The sequence below is a fragment of the Rhodococcus sp. NPDC127527 genome, from assembly GCF_042672245.1.
GTDB lineage: Bacteria > Actinomycetota > Actinomycetes > Mycobacteriales > Mycobacteriaceae > Rhodococcus_G.
The window spans coordinates 616,778-635,105 of record NZ_JBHXVP010000001.1 but is presented as its reverse complement, the minus strand read 5'-3'; the positions used below and the strand labels follow the sequence as shown (position 1 = coordinate 635,105).

Below are 18,328 nucleotides of genomic sequence, written 5' to 3'. Positions count from 1 at the left end.
GCAGTGTCGGGTGTCAAAAAAACCCCCCCCAACCCCCCCCGCGGTCGCGTCCCCCAAACCCCAGCGCGGTGAGGGGCACCTTCGCCGCTTCCATCCGGCAGAATGGAAGCAGAGGCATTTCAGTGCGGGCTAACTGCGTGGTTCCAAGGTTCCACCGCGGCACTCGGGGAGTCGTCGCCGCCGCTGATACGCCCGTGACGAGAGTGACGAGAGTGACGGTTCGATGACTCCCTCGATGCGAAGCAAGGTCGGCAACCTCCCCCTGGACCTGACGAGCTTCGTCGGCCGCCGCCACGAGGTGAGCGAGGCCAGGCGACTGCTCGCGGGGTCGCGTCTGGTGACGCTGACCGGAATCGGTGGCGTCGGCAAGACCCGGCTCGCGCTGAAGGTCGCGGCCGAATCCCGGCGCGCGTTCGACGACGGAGTCTGGCTCGTGGAACTCGGGGAGCAACTCGACCCACAGCTGGTGCCCGACATCGTCGCCGCCGCGCTCGGCCTGCGCGACCAGGTCGCGCACTCGCCCATGCAGACCCTCCTCGACTTCGTCGACGATCGTCAGCTCCTGCTGGTCCTCGACAACTGCGAACACCTCGTCGACGCCGTGGCGAAACTCGCGGAATCCCTCCTGCGGGCCTGCCCCCAGCTTCGGATCCTGGCCACCAGCCGCGAATCCCTCGCGATCGGGGGCGAGAGCACCTTCCGCGTCCCGCCGATGTCCGCCCCCGAAGCCGACCTGCCCGCCGCCGGTCGGGGGGTCGCGCAGTACGAATCGGTGACCCTGTTCGTGGAGCGGGCGACCGCGGCGGTGCCCGGATTCGCACTCACCGACGACAACCGGGAGACGGTCGCCCAGATCTGCCACCAGCTCGACGGGCTGCCCCTGCCCATCGAGCTCGCGGCAGCCCGGCTGCGAGCGATGTCACCGGATCAGATTCTCGAGCGACTCACCGACCGGTACCGCCTGCTCGTCGCCGGGACCCGCGGCGCCCCGACCCGTCAACAGACGCTCCGGATGTGCATCGACTGGAGCCACGATCTGTGCACCGAGACCGAGCGCGGCCTGTGGCGACGACTGTCCGTGTTCGCCGGCGGATTCGAGCTCGACGGCGCGGAGGGTGTCGCGGCCGGGGACCTGACCCCGGACGACCTGCTCGACGTCATCGCGTCCCTCGTCGACAAGTCGATCCTCATCCGCGAGGAACCGGACGGCGTGGTGCGCTATCGACTACTCGAGACGCTGCGCGACTACGGGCTCGAGCGACTCGACGACACCGGCGAGGGCGCGGAACTGCGCCAGCGGCACCGCGACTGGTACGAGCAGCTGATCGCACGGGCCGTGGCGGATTGGCTCGGCCCCAACCAGCAGGCGTGGCTGCTGCGGGTCTGGCGGGAACGGACCAACGTCCGGAACGTGCTCGAGTACTGCGTCACGGAGCCGGGCGCCGGCGAGCACGGGTTGCGGCTGGCGAATGCCCTGTACGTCTTCTGGCTCACCCGCGGTGCGCTCTTCGAGGGCAGGCGCTGGTTCGACCGCACCCTCGCGGCCCAGGGCGGCGAGCCCACCAGAGCCCGCGTGGAGGCGCTCTGCTCGAACTCGGTGCTGGCCTGCAATCACGGTGACCCGGTGACGGGGCTCGCCCTCGTCGAGGAGGCACAGCTGGCGGCGGCGGAACTGGGCGACCACGACGCGGACACCCTGGTCACGCACACCGCCGGGCACCTGGCGATCTACAACGGGGACCCGCAGACCACCATCGAGTACCTCACCGACATTCTCGACGCCGTGCGGGCCGGAGCGAACCGGCTCCGCCACCTGTCGACCCTGCTCGGGCTCGCCATGGCCCATGCCCTCCTCGGCCACACCGCGCAGGCCGTCGAGTACGCGGAAGAGGTCGTCGCGATCACGGAGACGCGCGAGGAGACGGTGTACCGCGCGTACGCCCTCAGCTCGATCGGAATCGCCCTGTGGCAACAGGATCCGGAGCGTGCCCGCACCGAGCTCGAGCGGGGCCTACGCCTGACCGGCGTCATCGACGACCTGCTGTGCTCGGCGATCTGCGTCGAAGTCCTCGCGTGGATCGCGGTCGACGCGCACCAGCCGCAGCGGGCCGCCACGCTGCTCGGCGGCTCCCGGTCCCTCTGGATGGCCGCGGGCACTCAGGGCGTCGTCATCCCCGGCCTGCGCACCCACCACGACACCAGCGAACGACACACCCGCCGGTCGCTCGGCGCGCGATCGTTCGACTCCGCGTTCGCACGGGGTTCCCGGCTCACCCTCGAGGAGATCGTGGCGTTCGCGCTGGAAGAGCAGGCACCCCGCGCCGAGGCTACGACCGGCCGGGCCGCCACCGACCTGACGCCGCGCGAGCAGGAGGTGGCGGCCCTGGTGGCGCAGGGACTGACGAACCGGGCGATCGCCGAGCAGCTGGTGATCTCGCAGCGCACCGCGCAGGGACACGTCGAGCACGTGCTGACGAAGCTCGGGTTCACCTCACGCACCCAGATCGCCGCCTGGGTGACCGAACGGGCGGCACAGAACCCGGACCCGCCGGACTGACCCGTTCGACGGCCGACGGGGGCGTGCTCACACGTCGTCGAGCGAGGTGTCCTTGGTCTCGCGCATGACCAACAGTGCGACGAAGGTCAGTGCCGCGGCGATCAGCAGGTAGATGCCGACCCAGCCGACCCCGTAACTGGTGGCCAACCAGGTCGCGATGAACGGCGCCACCGCCGCGCCGAGGATGCTGGCGGTGTTGTAGGCGATGCCCGAGCCGGTGTACCGGACGTTCGTCGGGAACAGCTCCGGCAGGACCGCGCTCATCGGCCCGAAGGTCAAGCCCATCAACAACATTCCCACGATCAGGAACCCCAGCATGCGGGCGTCGCTCATGTGCTCGGAGCTGAGCACGACCGAGAAGGACAGTCCGAAGACCATGATCGCGGCGGTCACCACGAGCAGCGTCACGCGCCTGCCGTAGCGGTCCGCGAGCTGGCCGGTGATCGGCACGCCGACGGCGAAGAAGAGCACCGCGATCAGCTGCAGCACCAGGAAGTCCGAGTACTTGAAGCCGAGACCGGTACCGCCCTCGGCGGCCGTCTTGCCGGTTCCGAAACTGAGCACCCAGGTGGTCATGATGTAGAAGAGCGTGTAGGTCGCGAGCATCACGAACGTGCCGACGATCAGCTGACGCCAGCTGGTCTTGAAGACGGTCGCGAGCGGGGTCTTGACCTTCTCGCCGCGTTCGACCGCCCGCGCGAACACCGGGGTCTCCTCGAGCTTGAGGCGCACGTAGAGGCCGATGATCACGATGATCGCGCTGAGCAGGAACGGGATCCGCCAACCCCAGGTGAGGAACGCACCGTCCAGATCGGGGTGCGCGTTGTCGTGCCCCATGAACAGCGTGATGATCAGGAACAGGCCGTTGGCCAGGAAGAACCCGATCGGCGCGCCGAGCTGCGGCCACATCGCCGCCCACGCCCGTTTGCCTGGCTTGGCGGTCTCGGTGGCCAGCAGCGCCGCGCCGGACCACTCGCCGCCCAGGCCGAGGCCCTGGCAGAACCGCATCAGCGCCAGCAGCGCCGGGGCCAACAGACCGATCGAATGGTAGGTCGGGAGCAGACCGATGACGAAGGTCGCGATGCCCATGGTGAGCAGGGAGCCGACGAGCGTGGCCTTGCGGCCGATGCGATCGCCGAAGTGGCCGAACAGGATCGAGCCGAGCGGCCTCGCCACGAAGGCGAGGCCGAACGTCGCGAGCGAGGCGAGCAGCGCGGTGGTGCCGTTGCCCTTGGGGAAGAACAGGTGGGGGAACACCGAGACCGCGGCGGTCGCATAGATGTAGAAGTCGTAGAACTCGATCGAGGTCCCGACCATGCTGGCCACCACGATCCGGCTGCGCGGCACCTCGCCTTTCGCGGCATCGACGCCGTCAGGCGTCTCGATCAACACGTCCCGGGCCTGGCTCATCCGAAGTCTCCTGCGCACGCTGTTCCAACACGTGGGCGGGGGGCGTCCACGCCTTAGGATGAGATCACCAAGGTGCTTAACAATGCAAACCATCTCTCGGCGCAGGAACTCCGGGGCCGCCGCGTTAAGATTTCGTTCGGAGCGCCGGGAAGTCTGGTCGGCACATGGCCACCGCATGCCCGCGACCAGGAGAAACCGAGTGATCCGATCGAAGCGCTCCGAACTGTCCCGCTACCTCCGCACCGAGACGGTCGGCGGTTCCCTCCTCCTCGCCTCCGCGGCGATCGCCCTCGTCTGGGCGAACTCCGCCTGGTCCGACGCCTACGTCGACCTGCGTGACTTCCAGATCGGGCCCAGTGCGCTGCACCTGCACCTGAGCCTCGGTTCCTGGGCACAGGACGGCCTGCTCGCGGTGTTCTTCTTCGTCGCGGGCCTCGAACTCAAGCGCGAACTGGTCGTCGGCGAACTCGCCGACCGCAAGAAGGCTCTGCTCCCGATCATCGCGGCGGTCGCGGGCGTCATCACCCCGGCACTGATCGCGCTCGCCGTCGGTTGGGGCACCCCGGGCATCGACACGGCCTGGGCCATCCCGGTGGCCACCGACATCGCCTTCGCGCTCGGTGTTCTCGCGCTGACCGGCTCCCGCATCCCGGCCAGCGCGCGGGTGTTCCTGCTCAGCCTCGCCGTCGTCGACGATCTGCTCGCCATCCTCATCATCGCGACCGTGTTCACCGCCTCCATCGCGTTCGGGTGGCTGCTCGCGGCGATCGCCTGCGCGGCGGCCTATGCGTACGCGCAGCACCGCCGGATCACGACGGCATGGCTGTACGTCCCGCTGGCGCTGCTGACCTGGTACGCCGTGCACACGGCGGGCATCCACGCCACCCTCGCCGGCGTCACGCTCGGCCTGCTCACCCGCGTTCGACCGGACCCCGGCGAGGACGAGGCGCCCGCGACCAGGCTCGAACACCGCATCCAGCCGTGGTCGGCGGGCCTGTGCGTGCCGATCTTCGCGCTCTTCGCCTCGGGCGTGCCCCTGGGCGGAGACGTGCTCGGCTCGCTGTTCACCGATCGTCTGACGCTCGCGATCATGCTCGGACTTCTGGTCGGCAAGATCGTCGGCATCTTCGGCGTCTCCTGGGTCGCCATCCGCCTCGGCATCGCCACCAAACCGCGCAATCTGGGATTCCGCGACATGTTCGCCCTGTCGGTGCTCGGCGCGATCGGCTTCACCGTTAGCCTTCTGGTGGCCGAACTCGCACTCGAGGGCGACGCGCAGGACAAGGCCAAGGCTGCCGTCCTGCTCACCTCCTTGACTGCGTCGCTCATCGGCTCGGCGCTACTGTTGCGCCGAGGGCGCGCCCACCGGGCACGCGACCGCGAGACCGGCGGCGACCGAGCCAGATCGGCCGCGAACGACGACAACGGAGGGGCCACGACGTGAGCAGCAGCGACCGCAACGGCAGGACCGAGCGGCTGACCGAGAGCGGTGTTCCGAACACCATCTCCTCCATCCCGCTGACGGACGTCGACGCGCACGCGCCGGGGACCGCCAGTATCGGCAACCTGGTCAAGGACGCCACCGCGCAGGTGTCCACGCTCGTCCGCGCCGAGGTCGAACTCGCCAAGGCCGAGGTGACCGGCGAGGTCAAGAAGGGCCTGCAGGGCTCGCTGTTCTTCATCCTCGCGCTCACGGTCCTGCTGTTCAGCTCCTTCTTCTTCTTCTTCTTCCTCGCGGAACTCCTCGACACCTGGGTGTACCGCTGGCTCGCCTTCCTCATCGTGTTCCTGCTGATGGTGGTGGTCACCGCCGTACTGGCACTGCTCGGTTACCTGCGGGTGCGCAAACTCCGGGCCCCCGAGAAGACCATCGACTCGCTGCGGCAGGCCGCGACCGTGCTGCCGAACGCCGCCGAGTCGAGCTACAAGCACGGCGACTACACCCCCGGCGAGTACGCCCGCCGGACCGCGCCCTGACCGCCGGCGGCCGGTCCAAGGTGACCTTCCCCGACCCCTCCACCGTTCGCATCGACGGGCCGTGGCGGCACCGCGACGTGCACGCCAACGGCATCCGGTTCCACGCCGTCGAGGCCGGACCGTCCGATCCCGGCGCACCGCTGGTCGTGCTGCTGCACGGGTTCGCCGACTTCTGGTGGTCCTGGCGGCACCAGCTCACCGCGCTCGCGGAGGCGGGGTACCGGACGGTCGCGATGGACCTGCGCGGCTACGGCGACACCGACAAGCCCCCGCGCGGCTACGACGGCTGGACCTCCGCCGACGACGTGGCCGGGCTGATCCGCGCACTCGGGCACACCGAGGCAACCCTGGTCGGGCACGCGGACGGCGGACTCGTCTGCTGGGCCACCGCGACGCTGCACCCGCAACTGGTCCGATCGATCGCGCTGGTCGCCTCCCCGCACCCGATCGCCCTGCGGCGGTCGGTGCTGCGGGATCGCGCGCAGCGCTCCGCCCTGCTGCCGTCGTTCCTGAGCTATCAGCCACCGTGGCGGCCGGAGCGGGCTCTGACCCGCGACGACGGCGCCGCCGCCGAGCAGTTGCTGCGAACGCGTTCGGGCTCGCAGTGGCAGCAGTCCGAGGATTTCGCGGAGGCAGCCACCCGCGCGCGGTCCGCGATCCAGATCCCCGGCGCGGCACACAGCGGCCTGGAGTACCAGCGCTGGGCCTTCCGCAGCCAGTGGCGCCCGGACGGGAAGCGGTTCATGACCGCGATGGACCGGGTCCTGACGCTGCCGGTGCTGCAGATCCACGGCGACGCCGACCCGTTCGTGCTGCGCTCGACACTGCGTCACGACACCCGGTGGGCACCGTCCCGACGCCTGCACGCCGTGCCCGGCGCCGGGCACTACGTGCACCGGGAACGCCCCGACGAGGTCACCGCAGCCCTGACGGACTTCCTCGCGTCGCGCTGACGCGCAGTGGTGCGCTTACGGAGTCCAGACGCTCCGGAAGCGCACCACTGCGCTATGCGCCTATGCAGTCGCCGGTGGCGACCGCGCCGTTCGCGGACGTGGCCTGAGCGAGCTGCCGCGACACCTCCGCGGCGGTGAGCACGAACCCGGTGTCGCTGTTGTCGACCGCGGCACCGAACACCACGCCGAGGACGCGGCCCTGCTCGTCGACCAGCGGTCCACCGGAGTTGCCCTGACGGATCGACCCGCGCACGGTGTACACCTCGCGAGTGACGTCGCGGGCCCGGTAGATGTCCGGTCCGTTCAGATCGAGCGTCTCGCGAACCCGAGCCGCGCTCGCGGTGTACGGACCGCCACCGGGGTACCCCAGCACCAGCGCGGTGTCCCCGGAGCTCGCGGGCGTGGGCGCGAACGGCAGCACGTCCGCATCGAGCCCGGGCACCGCGAGGACCGCGACGTCCACCTCGGGATCGAACAGCACGACCTTCGCGTCGAGCGCGCCGCTCGCGGTGTCCACGACGACCTTGTCGGTGCCGGCCACGACGTGCGCGTTGGTCATCACCCGCTCGGGAGCGACCACGAAACCCGAGCCCTCGAGTGCCCGCTGGCAGCTCGGCGCCACCCCACGCACCCGCAGCACGCTCGGCTGCAGTCGCGCCGCCAACGGCCCCTGCGCGATCGCCGGGTCCGGCGGGTCCACGACCGCGATGGGGGTCCGTCCGAACGGGCCGATCACGTCCGGGAGTCCGGAGGTGTCGAGCAGCGCGGAGAAGTCGCTCGGCAACCGCCGCATCCAGTTCGGCGCCACCTCGTCGACCTGGGTCAGCACCTTCGAACCCCGGACCGCGGTCGCGACCGCGGGCTGCGAGGACGCGGTCAACGGGATGGCCAGCAGCCAGGCCGCCACCAGCACCGCCGCGGCCTGCAGCCCGGCCCCGACGACGCTGTCGACCGATCGCGCGACGGGGCTGTGCATGCCACCGCGGGCGGCCCGGCCCAGCACCATGCCCGCGACCTCGCCGATGATCACCAACCCGACGATCAGCAGCACGCCGGCGAGCACCCGAACCCGGCCGCCGTCCACGTGCACCAGCACGTGCGGCGCGATCAGGATGCCCGCGACCGCGCCGAGGATCACCCCGAAGAACGCGAGCGCGGACGCGACTGCACCCTGACGCCAGCCCGAGGAGGCCGCCAGCACGGCGATCGCGAGGATCGCGATGTCGATCCAGGTCGATCCGGTCACCGCTCGTGCACCTCGACCACCCCTGCCTCGACCTCCGCGAGCGCCACCTCGAGATCGCGCACGTCGCGACGATCCCAGTCGATCTCCCAGCCGGACACGGCGATCAGCCCGGCCAGCACCCCCGCAGTGAAGCCCCACACCAGCATCCCGTCGACCAGGAACGCGGGGCCCTGGTAGCCGAGCCGGTGCTTGACGATGAACCGGTTGTCGGGGTCGAGCAGCGATCGCATCGGCACCCGCGCGACCTTCGCGGTCTCGCCTGCGTCCACCGGGCGCACCGGCGACGGCCGGTCCCAGTAGCCGATCACCGGCGTGACGTCGAACCCGGACGGCGGCACGAAGATCCCGGGCAGCACCGCGAGGGCGCGCACCCCGGCCGGGTCGAGCCCGGTCTCCTCCTCTGCCTCACGCAGCGCGGTCGCGATCGGACCGTCGTCCTCGGGGTCGGCGGCGCCGCCGGGAAACGCGATCTGTCCGCTGTGCTGGCGCAGGGTGGACGCACGCTGGGTGAGCAGCAGATCGGCATCCTCGGGCAGCCCGCCCACGCACATCGGGTCGGCGTGCTCCGACCCCCCGAACAGGACCAGCACGGCGGCGTCGCGGGCGTCCGTCCCCGCCGGCGTGCGTCGGCGCAGCACCGGGTTCACCGAGCTGCCGTCCGTCGGGGGCAGGGTCACCACGCGGCGCAGCCACTCCGGCGGCACGTGGTCGGTCCGCGTCACGACGCCACGCCCAGCTTGTCGTGGACGGCGGCGGCGATCTGGTCCGCGCTGTCGAAGGGCTGCGGCAACACGGCGGCCACGGTCCCGTCGGCGCGGATCAGCGCGGTCACCGGCAGCACGTTCGGCGCCCCCACGGCCGCGGCGACCCGACCGGATCCGTCCTGGACACCGGGCAGGTGCACCCCGTAGTCGGTCAGCGCGGACAACGCATTCCCCTCCTTGGGGTCCTGGTGCACGGTGAGCACGGTGACGGTGTCACCGGCTCGGCGCGTGTACTCGTCGAGGGCGGGCAGTTCCCGCGCGCACGGACCGCACCAGTAGGCCCACAGGTTGACCAGCGCCGGTTTGCCCGCGAGGGCGGCCCCCAGGTCGATGCGGCGACCGTCGGCCAGGCACTCGAGGGTGAGGCCCGCGAGCGGTCCCGCGGGCGTCGCGCCCGTGGCGGGGGCCGGGCACGCCGCGAGTGCGGCCGCGGCACGGGCGGTGGCCAGGGACTGGTCGCTGTCGCCGGGCGCGCGTTCGGGCGCCGGGGTGGTGCCCTGGCTGACGTAGTCGGCGTAGGTGCGGGGGGCGGTCTCGTCCGACCCGCCACGCGGCCAGATGGCCACCACCAGGGCGATCACCACGACGAGGGCGGCCAGACTCCACCGGCCTGCATTGGAGAAGCGCACGCTCAGGTCACCGCCCCGCCAGGTCGAGCAGGTGTTCGGTCTCCGGGCCCTTCACCAGGGCCGCGGCAACCGCAGGATCGGTCGGGCCCGCGCCGAACGACGGGCAGTCCTTGGCCAGCAGGCACACCCCGCAGGCCGGCTTCTTCGCGTGACACACCCGGCGCCCGTGGAAGATCACCCGGTGCGAGAGCAGGGTCCACTCCTTGCGCGGGATGAGCTCGCCGACGGCGTGCTCGACCTTGACCGGGTCCTCCTCCTGCGTCCAGTTCCAGCGGCGGACGAGCCGCCCGAAGTGCGTGTCGACGGTGATTCCGGGCACATCGAACGCGTTCCCGAGAACGACGTTCGCGGTCTTGCGGCCGAACCCCGGCAGGCTCACCAGGTCCTTGATGTTGCCGGGCACCTCCCCGTCGAAGCGCTCGACCAGCGCCTGCCCGAGGCCGATGATCGAGTTGGCCTTGTTCCGGTAGAAGCCGGTGGTCCGGATGTACTCCTCCAGCTCGGCTCGCTCGGCGCCCGCGTACTCGGCCGCCGTCCGATAGCGCGCGAACAGCGCCGGCGTCACCTGGTTGACCCGCACGTCAGTGCACTGTGCGGACAGAATTGTCGCCACCGACAGCTCCAGCGGGGTGCTGAAGTCGAGCTCGCAGTACACGTGCGGGAACGCCACCCCGAGGGTGCGGTTCATCCGACGTGCCCGGCGCACCAGCCCAAGCCGGGTCTCGCCCTGTTTCGGGCTCCCGGCAGGCGCCGCACGGCCCTTCGTCGTAGACGCCGCTCGGGGCTGCGCCGGGGTCTTCGAGACAGTGGTGGACACCTCGTCGACTCTACGGACGGCCCCGGGAACGGCTCGCACATCGTTTCGCTTCTGAGACATTCGCCGTGTTTACTGCCCAGTATGCAAGGTCTCGCCGTGGTGCTCTTCCCAGTGCTGCTGATGCTGTTTGCGCTGGCTATGGAGCGGGTGGAATTCCGGCTACGCCGGCTGACGGTGCGTGAGCAGGAGGTCCAGGAGTTCCTGGACCAGGCCAGCCACGCCGAGGTCGCGACCCTCGCGCAAGAAGGCCTGCCGCGGGCGCTCGCCCGCTTCCATCTGCGGCGCAAGCGGGGCGGCGCAGAGGACGACGCGCTGACCGAACGCCAGGCGAGCTGACGGTTCGCCGCGCACGACGTGGCGTCGATCACTACTCTTACGCAGCGGAGCGATAGACTCCCAAGCGAAAGTTACCGAACAGTCGACGCGCAGCCTGCGTCGACGGAGCGGTCGAACACCACACGATGGGTCCGGCCGACGAATGTTTTTCTGAGAAGGAGCGCACGTGGACGAGATCCTGGCCAGAGCCGGAATCTTCCAGGGGGTCGAGCCGTCAGCGGTCGCCGCGCTGGTCAAGCAGCTGCAGCCGGTCGATTTCCCGCGCGGGCACGTCATCTTCAACGAAGGTGAACCGGGCGACCGTCTCTACATCATCGTGTCCGGCAAGGTGAAGCTCGGCCGCCGCTCCCCGGACGGGCGCGAGAACCTGCTGACCATCATGGGTCCGTCCGACATGTTCGGTGAGCTGTCCATCTTCGACCCGGGTCCGCGTACCTCCACCGCGACCACGGTCACCGAGGTCCGCGCGGTGCAGATGGACCGCGATGCTCTCAAGTCGTGGATCGACCAGCGACCCGAGATCGCCGAGCAGCTGCTGCGCGTGCTGGCCCGTCGCCTGCGGCGCACCAACAACAACCTCGCCGACCTCATCTTCACCGACGTTCCCGGTCGCGTGGCGAAGGCGCTGCTGCAGCTCGCACAGCGCTTCGGCACCCAGGAGGGCGGCGCGCTCCGGGTCACCCACGACCTCACCCAGGAGGAGATCGCCCAGCTCGTCGGCGCCTCCCGCGAGACCGTGAACAAGGCCCTCGCCGACTTCGCGCACCGCGGATGGCTGCGGCTCGAGGGCAAGAGCGTGCTGATCTCGGACTCCGAGCGTCTGGCCCGCCGCGCGCGGTAGTAACACCCCGTACGACAGTCGATCGGCCACCCCGCTTGCGGGGGTGGCCGATCGTCGTTTCGGCAGGACTGAGCCATGCCCTCAGGGCATGGCAGCCATCCGGTTTGGCATTCGACAGGCATGTGAGTGCACCCACACAATTGACCTGCGAACCGATGCGAGGCGGCGATCTGCCGCCCGCCGCTCGCCACACCCGAAAGGAAGGCCGATGACCTCCTCCGACCTGCAGAGCATCGATGTCGACGGTCACGCGATCAGCTACGACAGGCACGGCGACCCGGCGAATCCGGCCGTCGTCCTGCTCAGCGGATGGTGCCAGGACCACCGGCTCTTCGATCCGCTCGTCCCGCACCTCGCCGACGACCATCATGTGGTCCGGATCGACTGGCGGGGGCACGGCACCGATCGGCGTCCGGTGCCGGATTTCGGCCCCGAGGAGCAGGCCATCGACACGATCGCCGTGCTCGACGCCCTCGACATCGAGACCTTCGTGCCGTTGTCCACCTCGCACGGTGGATGGGCGAACATGGAACTCTCCGATCGGCTCGGCAGCACCAGGGTGCCGGCCTCGATCGTCGTCGACTGGATCATGACGCCCGCCTCACCCGAGTTCATCGAGAACCTGGCCTCGAGCAGGGACGCCGACCGGTGGCGCCAGGCCCGTCAGGACCTGTTCGATCTCTGGCTCAACGGCAGCGAGAACGCCGCCGTCCGCAACCACCTCGACAACGAGATGGCCGCATTCGACTACGAGATGTGGGCCCGCTCGTGCGATGTCATCGCGCAAGCCTACGGCCGCTGGGGCAGCCCGCTCGCCCGGATGGACAAGCTCGCGGAGCCTCGGCCGGTCAAGCATCTGTTCTCGCAGCCGACCGCGCCGGAATACCTTCAGGCGCAGCAGGACTTCCAGGAGGCACACGACTGGTTCAGCTTCCGAATGCTCGGTGGCGAAACGCACTTCCCGACGCTGGACTCCCCCGCACTCGTCGCCGATGAGATCCGCGCCGTCACCCGCCTGGCCTGAGCACTCGATGTCCGATCCCCAGACCGACCGTGAGTACAACGTCCGAAACACGGTCACCGCAGAGCTTTTCGACGAGACCATCGCGCAGTATCTGACGGAATCGCAGGCGGCGGTGGGCGGCCTGACCGGCTTCACGGACATCTACTACGACCCGCAGAGCCAGGAGAAGCTCGACGTCTGGGGCGTCGGACCCGAGTTGCGGCCGGTGTTCGTCGCCATCCACGGCGGTTACTGGCGGGCCCTGTCCCGGCACCACACCGCCTTCATGGCACGCACTCTCGACCTCGAGGGCATCGCCACGGTCACCGTCGACTACGGACTCGCCCCCGAGACCACCCTCGAGGAGATCGTCCGGCAGGTCCGTGCCGCGGTGGCGTGGGTCTATCACCGGGGCGCGGAGCACGGGTTGGACCGTGATCGGATCGTCGTCGGCGGCAGTTCAGCGGGCGGTCACCTCACCGGGGCCGTGATGGTCTCCGGGTGGCAACGCGCGCTCGACCTGCCCGACAACGTCGTGCGGGCCGCGCTGCCGATCAGCGGACTGTTCGACATCCGGCCCCTCGTCGACTCGTTCGCCAACGAATGGCTCGGTCTCGACATCGCCCGCGCGGCGGCCCTGAGCCCGATGCTCCGCGCTCGGGGCCACGGCCCCGGCCCCGCCGCGGTCGTCGCCGTGGCCGAACGCGACGGCATCGGATTCCTCGCGCAGAGCCGACAGTTCCACGCCGCATGGTCCCGGAGTTCGCCGAGCGAACTGCTGGTCGTCCCGAACCGCAACCACTACGACGTCTTCCTCGACCTGGCAGATCCCGAATCGACCCTGACCCGAGCCCTGGTGCGCCTCGTCCGCGCCCTCGGCGGCGCCGACCGCGCGCAGCACTGACCTCAGTCGCGGTGGGCGGCGACGGCGTCCCGAACCGCGGGCGCGACCTCGATCGCCCACCTGCGATGCTGGTGGGGATCGTCGCCCTCCGCTCCGAAAACGAAGGTGTCCATCCCGGTTTCGAGCACGAGCGCCGTCAGCTCGTCGACCCACTGCGAGACCGGGCCGTTGAGGAATCCCTCGCTGCGCCCATCCGTGATGGAGCCGAAGACGTTGTAGATCCGCCGGATGGTGGCCGGGTCGCGGCCCGCCTCGGTCGCGGCCTCGTCGATCCGCGCCTGCATGTCGGGGAGCGTCGACGGCGGGAAGTAGCTGTTCGACGGCACCCAGCCATCCGCCTTGGCCCCGAGGACACCCAGCATTCGCGGGCCGCCCACCCCGAGCCATAGCCCGACGTCGTGCGCCGGCCTGGGTCCCGGATGCACCCCGGAGAGCCGGTAGTGCGCGCCCTCGTACCGCACCGACCTTGCGTCCGACCACATGAGCCTGATGACGTCGACCGCCTCGGACAGCGCGCCCGCGGCCTGACCCGGCGTTCGCGTCGGCCCACCCATCGCCTCGATCGCCGGCCAGAATGCGCCCGCGCCGAGCGCCAGTTCGAAGCGACCGCCAGAGAGCACGTCCAGGCTGGCCGCTGCCTTGGCCAGCACCGCGGGCGGTCGCAGTGGCAGGCTGGCCACGTCGGGGAACACCGTGATCCGGGTGGTCTGCGCCAGCGCGAAGCCCATCAGCGACCAGGTGTCGAGAAACTGTCGCTGGTACGGGTGGTCCTGGATTCCAACGAGGTCCAGACCCTCCGCGTCCGCCATCCGGACGAGATCGAGCACCCCCGCGACCCGCGCCGCCTCCGGGGTGGGGAACATCCCGAATTGGACGGTACGCCGGTAGTCAGGCATCGCGCGCTCCCAACTGCTCGGCGTCGACGGGCGACCTCTGGGACACGCCCCGCACCTTCACTTCGATCGACGCCATTGCGAAACACCCCGTTTCGATGCCGGTTTGCCGAGCCTACCGCGCATCTGGGCAGCGAAACGGGGCGAAGGCTGCCGGGGATCTACCGCCGCGCGTACGCCCCGGCGAAGTGCACCGAGGCGTCGCGCTCGGCCTGGGAGAACCAGCCGAAGATCTCCGCGGAACTGTGCCGCGGCAGGCCCGCCGCCGCCTTCTCGATCCGGTCGAGGGCGGCATTGGCCCTGCCACGCACCGCCGCGAGGTCCGGCCCAACCAGGAGGCCGTCGCGCTTTCGGATCTCGCCGTTCACCAGCACCGTGCGCACGTCCGCCGCGGTGGACTGGAGCACGACAGACCCCAACGGATAGCTCGATCGCACCAGGTCCATCCGCGGTGCGACGACGATGACATCGGCCTTCTTGCCTGGGGTGATCGATCCGATCGCCGAGCCCATCCCGATCGCGTCGGCGCCGTTGCGCGTCGCCCAGGTCAGTGCGTCGCGCACGCCGAGGTCGACGCTGGCCGGCATCGCACCGGTGGCGTGCACCCGCTGGTGGTCGAGGCAGCGCTGGAACTGGAGCCCCAGGCGCATCTGCGAGAACAGGTCGCCGGACCCGACGCAGACGATGTCGGTGCTCACGGCCGGCGCGAGGCCATGGTCGATCGCAGCCCGGAACGGGGGCATGCCCATCCCCATCTGCATCTCGGTTTCCGGGGCGATGGTCACCGCCGCTCCGGTGTCGGCGAGCAGCCGCCACTCGTGACTGTTGAGTGCCGGGCAGTGAATGTGCAGGTGCCCTGCATCCAGGAGGTCACGGTCGTGCAACTCGCGTAGGCCACGCAGCAGGATCGACCCGGTGGCCGCACCGGTGTGCGAGGCCCCGAGGATCCCGAGTTCCCGCGCGGCGCGGATCTCGGTCGCGGTCGCGTCGAACGGAACCGTACCGAAGTCGCTGTACAGCATGCCCATTCGCGAGAGCGGGTGCTCGCTGGAGAAGTACTCTGCGCGCAGTGCCGCGGCATCTGCGACCCGCTGCGCGTGCGAGGTGAACGCGGGGGGATGGACGTCGTACTCCTGCATGCCGTACGCGTACACCGAGCGGATCCCGGTGGTGCGCAGCGCCTCCACCGCGGCACGGGCATGGTCGGGCGTGTTGACGCAGTCGCAGCAGTCGAGGATGGTCGTCACGCCCGCGTCGAGTGCCTCGAGCGCACCGACCGTCGCGGCCGTGCCCAGGTCCTCGGCAGTCATGATCGAACCGACGCCGGAGAACGTCGTGGCGAGGAATTCCATCAGCGACTGGTCAGCCGAGATTCCGCGCATCAACGACATCCACGTGTGGCGATGACTGTCGACCATGCCGGGCAGGATGTAGCCGCCCGCGGTATCGATGACGTCCGCGTCGACGCCCGAGAACCCGTCGGCGGTGCGCGAGACGGCCGCGATCCGGTCCCCCTCGACGAGGACGGCACCGTGCGGGAGGTCGCCGTATTCGTCGTCCATGCTGATGATGGGACCGCCCGTGACGACGGTTCGTCTCATGCTCATGCGATCATCGTCGCCAGGTGGCCGCGGTCACGCCAATGCCTCTTCGCCCCCCACCCATGCCCGTTCGGGCATGGCACCTCCGCGCTATCGCCGGTTTCGTCTATCGAGGGAGCGGCAGCAGCCGATACCCTCGGCGCGTGGACATGCCCAAACTGCTGGACGGACGGCTGAAGCTTCGGCACCTCGTGCTCGTCGACGCCCTGACCCGTCAGGGCAGCGTCGTGGGCGCTGCTGCGGCCCTGCACGTGACCCAGCCCGTCGCGACTCGCAGCCTGCACGATCTCGAGTCGATCCTCGGAGTGTCCCTGTACGAGCGGGGGCCGCGCGGAATCACCCCGACCATCTTCGGCGAGGCCTTCACCACACACGCGAGGGCGGTGCTCGCGCAGCTCAACCAGGCGGGCCGGCACGTCGTCGAACTCGCCGACGCCGACCGCGGCACGGTGGTGGTGGGCACCCATCTCGCGGGCTCCAACGTCCTTCTGCCGGTGGCGATCGCGCGCCTGAAGGCCGAACGCCCCCTGCTGACGGTGGTCGTTCGAGAGGGCACACCCGAGGTCCTCCTGGTGGAGCTCGAGGCCGGGCGCATCGACCTCGTCGTCGGCCGGCTCACCGCACCCACCGACGAGTCCGCGGTGCGCAGCACCCTCTACGCGGAGTCGGTCGAACTCGTGACCCGTTCCGACCATTCGCTCTCCGACCGGGCCACACTGACGCTCGACGACCTACGGGAGTACCCGTGGATCCTGCCCGGCACCGAAACCGCGTTGCGGCGCGAACTCGAGGAGTTCTTCGCGCGCAACGGAATGCGGCTACCGCAGAACCGGGTGGAGGCAACGTCCTTCCTCACCGTGCGGCGACTACTCCTCGAGACCGACATGATCGCGGTGCTGCCGAGCCTGATCGCGCGCGACGACACCCGACTCACGACGCTGCCGGTAACGCTCGACCCGATCGGCCACAGCGTGGGGATCACCACGTCCGCCGGCCGCACCCTCAGCCCGTCCGCCGAGGCACTGGTCCGGCACCTGCGTCAGAGTTCCGTCGAGATGATTCCCGCGACCGGCGACGCAGCGCCGCCGATCTGATCCGAGCAGCCCCCGTATGTCCGTACGAGCATCGATCATGGCACGAAAGGCATTGGCACAGCATTGCTCCCGAGCGGGATGCTGAGTGTCACTCGAAGCGAGATCTTCGACACACTGCACGCCCATCGACAGGAGCACACCATGACCGAGCAGGTTCTCGACGGCATCCGCGACGTACTGCCCGCCCTCCGCGAACGCGCCCAGGAGGCCGAGGACAACCGCCGTGTCCCCGACGAATCCATCAAGGAGATCCGCGAGACCGGGTTCTTCCGGCTGCTCCAGCCGGCGCGGTACGGCGGAATGGAATCCGACCTGGCCCCCTTCTACTCGGCGGTCAAGCTCATCGCCGGCGCCTGCGGCTCGACCGGGTGGGTCAGTTCCGTGCTCGGCGCACACAACTGGCATCTCGCCACGTTCCCCGAGCAGGCACAGGACGACATGTGGGCCGAGAACCCCGACACCCTGATATCCTCCGCGTACGCGCCGATGGGCCGGGCGACCGCCACCGAGGGCGGCTACCGGCTCAGCGGCACGTGGAGCTTCTCCTCCGGTTCCGCCTACGCAGGCGGCGCCATCCTCGGCACCCTGATCCTCGGGGCGGACGGCAAGGCGGTCGACAACGTCGCGATGCTCGTCCCTGCCGAGGACTACATCATCGAGGACGTCTGGCACACCGTGGGCCTACGGGGCACGGGCAGCAACAACATCGTCGTCGAAGACGTCTTCGTCCCGGAGCACCGAGTGCTGAGCTTCGCCGACTCCTTTCGTTGCGAGTGCCCCGGGCAATCGGTCAACACCGACCCGCTCTACCGCGTGCCCTTGTTCTCGCTGATGAGCACGACCATCGCCACCCCGCTGGTGGGCATGGCTTCCGGTGCCTACGAGGCCCATGTCGAGCACCAGAAGGGCCGAGTCCGCGCGTACGGCGGCGAGAAGTCCAAGGACGATCCGTTCGCCAAGGTGCGGGTCGCACAGGCGGCCAGCGAGATCGACGCCGCCTGGCTCCAACTGACGACCAACATCTCCGACATCGCCGCCGCGGCGCGCACCGGGGCGGTGCCGATGGCACTGCGCACCAAGGTCCGCCGCGACCAGGTTCGGGCCTCCGAGCGCGCCATCTATGCGATCGACCGGCTGTTCGAGAACTCCGGCGCGTCGGCGATCTCGACGGGCACCCCGATCCAAAGGTTCTGGCGGGACGCACATTCCGCGCGAGTGCACGTCGTCAACGACCCCGAGGCCGCGCTGAAGATGTTCGGCGACCAGGAATTCGGCGCCACGATCGACGGCGGGATGCTCTGAG

The 18,328-nt window shown here is 69.9% G+C and carries 17 protein-coding genes; 10 read left to right on the top strand and 7 right to left on the bottom strand.

The annotated features are described in order from the left end of the window. Nucleotides 1-235 precede the first annotated feature (235 nt). Complete coding sequence (locus ACFVH2_RS02955) at nt 236-2,557, top strand: ATP-binding protein (protein WP_378423221.1); 2,322 nt, start codon at nt 236-238, stop codon at nt 2,555-2,557. A 27-nt stretch (nt 2,558-2,584) separates the two neighbouring features. Here the strand turns inward: ACFVH2_RS02955 and ACFVH2_RS02950 are convergent, their stop codons facing one another. After that, nucleotides 2,585-3,967 carry an MFS transporter gene (locus tag ACFVH2_RS02950; RefSeq protein WP_378423219.1) on the bottom strand — a complete coding sequence of 461 codons (1,383 nt, stop codon included), beginning with the start codon at nt 3,965-3,967 and terminating at the stop codon, nt 2,585-2,587. Between the two features lie 175 nt (nt 3,968-4,142). On the opposite strand from ACFVH2_RS02950, the gene nhaA reads away from it, so the two are divergent. Genes nhaA through ACFVH2_RS02935 form a run of 3 tightly spaced genes read left to right on the top strand, consistent with a single transcriptional unit; the run spans nt 4,143 to nt 6,897 of the window. Further along, the gene (gene nhaA / locus ACFVH2_RS02945; protein ID WP_378423217.1) at nt 4,143-5,411 is read left to right on the top strand and encodes a Na+/H+ antiporter NhaA; all 1,269 of its coding nucleotides are present in this window, start codon (nt 4,143-4,145) and stop codon (nt 5,409-5,411) included. Continuing rightward, on the top strand, nt 5,408-5,944 hold the full coding sequence (locus ACFVH2_RS02940) for a phage holin family protein (protein WP_378423215.1): 537 nt from the start codon (nt 5,408-5,410) through the stop codon (nt 5,942-5,944). The genes nhaA and ACFVH2_RS02940 overlap by 4 nt, the downstream gene beginning before the upstream one ends. A gap of 20 nt (nt 5,945-5,964) precedes the next feature. Continuing rightward, nucleotides 5,965-6,897 carry an alpha/beta fold hydrolase gene (locus ACFVH2_RS02935; RefSeq protein WP_378423213.1) on the top strand — a complete coding sequence of 311 codons (933 nt, stop codon included), beginning with the start codon at nt 5,965-5,967 and terminating at the stop codon, nt 6,895-6,897. A 52-nt stretch (nt 6,898-6,949) separates the two neighbouring features. Here ACFVH2_RS02935 and marP read toward each other — a convergent pair whose 3' ends face one another. Genes marP through nth form a run of 4 tightly spaced genes read right to left on the bottom strand, consistent with a single transcriptional unit; the run spans nt 6,950 to nt 10,224 of the window. Next, the gene (gene marP / locus ACFVH2_RS02930) at nt 6,950-8,143 is read right to left on the bottom strand and encodes an acid resistance serine protease MarP (RefSeq protein WP_378423211.1); all 1,194 of its coding nucleotides are present in this window, start codon (nt 8,141-8,143) and stop codon (nt 6,950-6,952) included. Continuing rightward, nucleotides 8,140-8,847, bottom strand: coding sequence for an NUDIX hydrolase (locus ACFVH2_RS02925; protein WP_378423590.1), 708 nt, complete (start codon nt 8,845-8,847; stop codon nt 8,140-8,142). The genes marP and ACFVH2_RS02925 overlap by 4 nt, the downstream gene beginning before the upstream one ends. 14 nt (nt 8,848-8,861) lie before the next feature. Beyond that, nucleotides 8,862-9,536 (bottom strand): TlpA family protein disulfide reductase, encoded by a 675-nt coding sequence (locus ACFVH2_RS02920; protein WP_378423209.1) that lies wholly within the window; start codon nt 9,534-9,536, stop codon nt 8,862-8,864. 7 nt (nt 9,537-9,543) lie between these two features. Beyond that, nucleotides 9,544-10,224, bottom strand: coding sequence for an endonuclease III (nth, locus tag ACFVH2_RS02915; protein WP_378423589.1), 681 nt, complete (start codon nt 10,222-10,224; stop codon nt 9,544-9,546). Nucleotides 10,225-10,434: 210 nt separating this feature from the next. Between nth and ACFVH2_RS02910 the strand changes: the two genes are divergently transcribed. The 4 genes from ACFVH2_RS02910 (at nt 10,435) to ACFVH2_RS02895 (ending at nt 13,437) form a co-directional block, all read left to right on the top strand. Then, nucleotides 10,435-10,689 (top strand): hypothetical protein, encoded by a 255-nt coding sequence (locus ACFVH2_RS02910; protein ID WP_378423207.1) that lies wholly within the window; start codon nt 10,435-10,437, stop codon nt 10,687-10,689. Between the two features lie 166 nt (nt 10,690-10,855). After that, the gene (locus ACFVH2_RS02905; RefSeq protein WP_142095050.1) at nt 10,856-11,530 is read left to right on the top strand and encodes a Crp/Fnr family transcriptional regulator; all 675 of its coding nucleotides are present in this window, start codon (nt 10,856-10,858) and stop codon (nt 11,528-11,530) included. Nucleotides 11,531-11,738: 208 nt separating this feature from the next. Then, nucleotides 11,739-12,554: an alpha/beta fold hydrolase gene (locus ACFVH2_RS02900; RefSeq protein ID WP_378421357.1), complete on the top strand. Its 816-nt coding sequence runs from the start codon at nt 11,739-11,741 to the stop codon at nt 12,552-12,554. A gap of 7 nt (nt 12,555-12,561) precedes the next feature. Then, nucleotides 12,562-13,437, top strand: coding sequence for an alpha/beta hydrolase (locus tag ACFVH2_RS02895; protein ID WP_378421355.1), 876 nt, complete (start codon nt 12,562-12,564; stop codon nt 13,435-13,437). Nucleotides 13,438-13,439: 2 nt separating this feature from the next. Here the strand turns inward: ACFVH2_RS02895 and ACFVH2_RS02890 are convergent, their stop codons facing one another. Together ACFVH2_RS02890 and ACFVH2_RS02885 are read right to left on the bottom strand one after the other, a co-directional pair. Next, nucleotides 13,440-14,333 (bottom strand): LLM class flavin-dependent oxidoreductase, encoded by an 894-nt coding sequence (locus ACFVH2_RS02890; RefSeq protein ID WP_378421353.1) that lies wholly within the window; start codon nt 14,331-14,333, stop codon nt 13,440-13,442. A gap of 158 nt (nt 14,334-14,491) precedes the next feature. After that, entirely contained in the window at nt 14,492-15,937 is a 1,446-nt protein-coding gene (locus tag ACFVH2_RS02885) for an amidohydrolase family protein (protein ID WP_378421351.1), read from the bottom strand. Between the two features lie 137 nt (nt 15,938-16,074). Here ACFVH2_RS02885 and ACFVH2_RS02880 point away from each other — a divergent pair, with 137 nt between their 5' ends. After that, the gene (locus ACFVH2_RS02880; protein WP_378421349.1) at nt 16,075-17,025 is read left to right on the top strand and encodes a LysR substrate-binding domain-containing protein; all 951 of its coding nucleotides are present in this window, start codon (nt 16,075-16,077) and stop codon (nt 17,023-17,025) included. A 141-nt stretch (nt 17,026-17,166) separates the two neighbouring features. Further along, a complete protein-coding gene (hsaA, locus tag ACFVH2_RS02875) occupies nt 17,167-18,327 on the top strand; it encodes a 3-hydroxy-9,10-secoandrosta-1,3,5(10)-triene-9,17-dione monooxygenase oxygenase subunit (RefSeq protein ID WP_378421347.1) in 1,161 nt (386 codons plus the stop codon). Nucleotide 18,328 lies beyond the last annotated feature (1 nt).

Bases quoted from the DNA above. Each gene is read 5' to 3' on its own strand.
- nhaA (WP_378423217.1), top strand. From the start codon at position 4,143: ATGCCCGCGACCAGGAGAAACCGAGTGATCCGATCGAAGCGCTCCGAA.
- ACFVH2_RS02955 (WP_378423221.1), top strand. From the start codon at position 236: ATGCGAAGCAAGGTCGGCAACCTCCCCCTGGACCTGACGAGCTTCGTC.
- nth (WP_378423589.1), bottom strand. From the start codon at position 10,224: ATGAACCGCACCCTCGGGGTGGCGTTCCCGCACGTGTACTGCGAGCTC.
- ACFVH2_RS02885 (WP_378421351.1), bottom strand. From the start codon at position 15,937: ATGAGCATGAGACGAACCGTCGTCACGGGCGGTCCCATCATCAGCATG.
- ACFVH2_RS02910 (WP_378423207.1), top strand. From the start codon at position 10,435: ATGCAAGGTCTCGCCGTGGTGCTCTTCCCAGTGCTGCTGATGCTGTTT.
- ACFVH2_RS02890 (WP_378421353.1), bottom strand. From the start codon at position 14,333: ATGCCTGACTACCGGCGTACCGTCCAATTCGGGATGTTCCCCACCCCG.
- ACFVH2_RS02895 (WP_378421355.1), top strand. From the start codon at position 12,562: ATGTCCGATCCCCAGACCGACCGTGAGTACAACGTCCGAAACACGGTC.
- ACFVH2_RS02950 (WP_378423219.1), bottom strand. From the start codon at position 3,967: ATGAGCCAGGCCCGGGACGTGTTGATCGAGACGCCTGACGGCGTCGAT.
- hsaA (WP_378421347.1), top strand. From the start codon at position 17,167: ATGACCGAGCAGGTTCTCGACGGCATCCGCGACGTACTGCCCGCCCTC.
- ACFVH2_RS02900 (WP_378421357.1), top strand. From the start codon at position 11,739: ATGACCTCCTCCGACCTGCAGAGCATCGATGTCGACGGTCACGCGATC.